7 protein-coding genes are annotated in these 3,432 nt (G+C 45.2%); 2 read left to right on the top strand and 5 right to left on the bottom strand.

Going from position 1 to position 3,432, the window contains the following annotated elements; all coding sequences use genetic code 11:
* Position 1: 1 nt before the first annotated feature.
* Entirely contained in the window at positions 2 to 904 is a 903-nt protein-coding gene (locus B9J87_RS17425; protein WP_017049831.1) for a helix-turn-helix transcriptional regulator, read from the top strand.
* Between the two features lie 2 nt (positions 905 to 906).
* On the opposite strand, the gene B9J87_RS17420 is transcribed toward B9J87_RS17425, so the two are convergent.
* From B9J87_RS17420 to B9J87_RS17410, 3 genes are all read right to left on the bottom strand, one after another.
* Positions 907 to 1,701, bottom strand: coding sequence for a PTS sugar transporter subunit IIA (locus B9J87_RS17420; RefSeq protein WP_094151958.1), 795 nt, complete (start codon positions 1,699 to 1,701; stop codon positions 907 to 909).
* Between the two features lie 6 nt (positions 1,702 to 1,707).
* Positions 1,708 to 2,004 (bottom strand): PTS fructose transporter subunit IIB, encoded by a 297-nt coding sequence (locus B9J87_RS17415; RefSeq protein WP_017042461.1) that lies wholly within the window; start codon positions 2,002 to 2,004, stop codon positions 1,708 to 1,710.
* A gap of 104 nt (positions 2,005 to 2,108) precedes the next feature.
* Positions 2,109 to 2,516: a PaaI family thioesterase gene (locus B9J87_RS17410; protein ID WP_017046160.1), complete on the bottom strand. Its 408-nt coding sequence runs from the start codon at positions 2,514 to 2,516 to the stop codon at positions 2,109 to 2,111.
* A gap of 39 nt (positions 2,517 to 2,555) precedes the next feature.
* Between B9J87_RS17410 and B9J87_RS17405 the strand changes: the two genes are divergently transcribed.
* Positions 2,556 to 2,834, top strand: coding sequence for a DUF134 domain-containing protein (locus B9J87_RS17405; RefSeq protein WP_026027228.1), 279 nt, complete (start codon positions 2,556 to 2,558; stop codon positions 2,832 to 2,834).
* Here the strand turns inward: B9J87_RS17405 and nqrM are convergent.
* Positions 2,831 to 3,034: a (Na+)-NQR maturation NqrM gene (gene nqrM / locus B9J87_RS17400; protein WP_013856966.1), complete on the bottom strand. Its 204-nt coding sequence runs from the start codon at positions 3,032 to 3,034 to the stop codon at positions 2,831 to 2,833. The genes B9J87_RS17405 and nqrM overlap by 4 nt on opposite strands.
* On the bottom strand, positions 3,034 to 3,432 hold a 399-nt coding region (locus B9J87_RS17395; protein WP_094151960.1), incomplete at its 5' end, for a NifB/NifX family molybdenum-iron cluster-binding protein. The genes nqrM and B9J87_RS17395, both read right to left, overlap by 1 nt.

Genomic DNA, 3,432 nt, shown 5'->3' with positions numbered 1-3,432 from the left:
CATGAGGTATTGGATTATAGTTGCCTCGTTTATTGATGGGTATAGGGTGAATTTTGTGATCCCAGTATTTAAAAATGTGATTGAAGTGCTGCTCTCGGAGCGAGAAAGTTTTAATCGAATATGGTTTGCTGGGGACAAAATAACGCCGCCAGCGTTCAGTTACCAAGTCAATTTCCCTCGTCTAGAATTGGTTTTAAGCGGCGTGTATAGCAACGAAATCGAAGAGATTGAACACGGTATCAGTAAGGTCAACATCTTATCTGGTGATGCGCTTTATATACCTCCGAACTGCTGGAATAAACCTGATTGGCAAGAGAGCTGTTCGGTCTTGAGTTTGCTATTTGGCCGTCGTCAAATGGGGTTTAGTTTGGTCAGTAAACACAAAGGCGAGAGTGGTTTTTATGATGTTCAGAAACACAGTATCCCAACGCGTACTGGGCACGCGATTGATCACATGCTCGAAGGGCTAAATGCATTAGCACGTGAGCCTCAGAAAAGCCCAATGGACGAACATTTGTTGTTGGCTCTGTTGAGTTACAGCGCCACAATGCTTGATCAACCGACCGCTTCTCCTAAAAAGCGCAGTGAAGATTTATATCAAGGCATCTGCATCTATATCCAAGAAAATTTTCATCGCAATATTTGCCGTGACAGCATCGCACAGCGGTTTAATATCTCTGCCAACCATTTATCGCGCATGTTTCGCCAACAAGGACACATGACTCTTGCTGATTACATCACTTGGGTAAGAATTGAACGGGCAAAATTTATGTTGAAGAAATACACCTTTCGTTTAGCCGAAGTGGCCACGCGCTGTGGATTTCAAGATGTGAATTATTTTTTCCGCGTATTTAAAAGCAAAGCGGGTATGACTCCATCTGAATATCGAACTCTGTCGCAATAAAGCTATTCATTTTGTATTGGGTCGCACGGCTTAGCCATCACGTGCAGCAAAATGGCTTTAAGGGTTTCTTCTCTTTTTGCCGTAAGTAGCCATTGACGATGTTCCTCTTCCAGCAACCAACGAGTTAACTGCGTGACCGGTTTAATCACGGTTCGCGGCGCTGATGTCGGCAGTAATAAGGTGATGATCAGCGACACATCGCCGGATTTTTCTGACCATGATAGCGGGTTTGCTAACCAGTGAACCGCCAGTGTTGGCTGGGCAACTCGTGCGTGAATGACATGGGGTAGTGCTATTCCACGGCCAATAATGGTCGGGGAGATGGCTTCTCTTTTTTCCAGCGCATGCAAAATATCATGGCAATGTGCGGGCATGATCTGCTTAGCAATCGTGTCGAGTGCCTCTGATTTGCTAAGCTCAGGGCCTAATGTGGCGTAATGCCACTGTAGCGAAAAGGGCAGTTTAAAAGCAGAGTGGGTGGCAAACGCCCATTCCGCTTTGGCATTTTGTTTGTGCGATGTTGAAATAAGCAGTGTGTGCTCGCGCAAATACTCTGTCATCACCATGCAGGCCAACTCGGCGTCGAGCCCTTCAATGGCAATTTGGCATACATCTCCCGGGTTTGAACCAAGGCTTAACACTTGCAGTGTATGGTTGAGCATTGCCTTGTTGTCACGCGTGATGTTAAACAGCACCACCACCGAGCGAAAATGGCGGTTGAGATCTTTCAATTCATTTAATTGCCAGCTGACCAGACCGCCTGCTTTTAAAACAAAGGTGATGCGCGTTGTGATCATCGGCGGTTACAAATAACGATCTAAAACAGATTGCACGTTCGTCAACACTTCTTCAATGGACACCTGAACCGTTTTGCAACCAACAAAACGTTCACGCTGTTCAATGTCGATATCTGAAGCGATGAGGATCAGATCCGCGTTGACAATATCTGCCACTGTCAGTGGGTTCTCGACACCCATTGCGCCTTGGGTTTCGACTTTAATTGAGATATTACGCTTATTCGCTTCTTTTTTGAGTGCGTCTGCGGCCATATAGGTGTGCGCGATGCCTGTTGGACAAGCGGTTACTGCGATAATTTTCATAACGAAAGATAATAGAGAAATGATGAGTGAGTATAAGGAGGATGAAAGCGTGACTCAACCGAAGTTTACGCTAAGCCAGTACCCTAATGACTGTAGCACTCAGGCTACTCGGCTTTGCACATAAACTTTGCACTGGCCGTAGAATAGGGAAGCCCATCATAAAAAATGGTGCTGCACAGATAGTAAATGTGACGTTTTTGTTTGATAAGATGCGCTTCGACTTGTAATGGTACATTCAGTGGAATAGGGTGCAGATAACGTACGTTTAGCTCTGCCGTCATCGCATAAATGCACTGTGCAAACAGACAATGCGTCATGGCAGCGTCATGTAAGGTGCTGATAAGTCCACCCTGCATGACCCCTTGATAGCCTTGCATCTTTTCTGTTGCTACAATCTGTGCGCATACGCTCCCCGTTTCTGTTTGGTTAAATTGCAGTGTGTGCGTTTCAGAAAAGAACGGGGCACAACACACCGCGCAGTGGCAATGTTGTATGGGAGGTTGAATGTTCATAAGTTCACCAAACTGTTTTTAAATGATTAGGAGAAGAAAATGGCAAGACCCAAAAAAATTCGTCGTGTTTGTGGTCAAGCGGCGTATGCATGCTTCAAACCCAACGGTGTCAAATTATCTGAATTGAACACAGTAGATTTACTGCCAGAAGAACTTGAAGCGCTGCGTTTGGCTGATAAAGAGGGGCTTAGCCAATTGCAAGCTGCTACGCAGATGGGCATATCGCGACAAACCTTTGGTAATATCGTTAACCAAGCAAGAGCGAAAGTCGCGACTTGCTTGGTGGAAGGTCATGCGTTGATGTTGGTTGAACGCTAACGCTCGTGATCAGGTTCTTGAATTTGATACAACACCTTCTGATGCTCATCACAAACGTCTACGCAGTTACATTCTCTTTCAATATCGATATTTGCTAACCCACCACAACTGCCTTGCAGCGAGCGGCGGCGAAACAAAACACCGATCGCCATCAAGACAATAATGCCAATAAAAAATGCAAAGGTTATAACATAAGTCATTATTTTCCCTCGACAATCGCTTTTACTTTCAGCACTTTCTTCAACGCTTCTATGGTAGTTGGTGACAGCATTCTGGGTGCCAGTTTGTTATATTTACCCACTTTCTTCGATCCACATTGACTAGCACAACGTTTCTTCGATTTATTGGCTGAAGGCTTGCCAAAAGAGACGTCGATGACGGGCAGAAGATGGTTTGGATGAAGTGATGTTAATTGGCTGCCTCTTGGTGCGTAATATACCGCAATCTTCTTTTCTAAAATCGCTGCTAACATATTTTGTCCGATATTGCGGACGATAACAGCGTCCACTCTATTCTCTCTTAGCAGTGCAAGTAGCTGTTTTTTGTGGCCACAACTGCTCTCGGTTTTCGTAACGTCAATACGTTGGCTAGTGGCGGG

Origin of the sequence: Vibrio sp. V19_P1S1T109 (genome assembly GCF_002241375.1) — a bacterium.
GTDB lineage: Bacteria > Pseudomonadota > Gammaproteobacteria > Enterobacterales > Vibrionaceae > Vibrio > Vibrio anguillarum.
The sequence above is the reverse complement of the archived record's forward strand: the minus strand, read 5'-3'. Positions and strand labels throughout refer to the sequence as shown.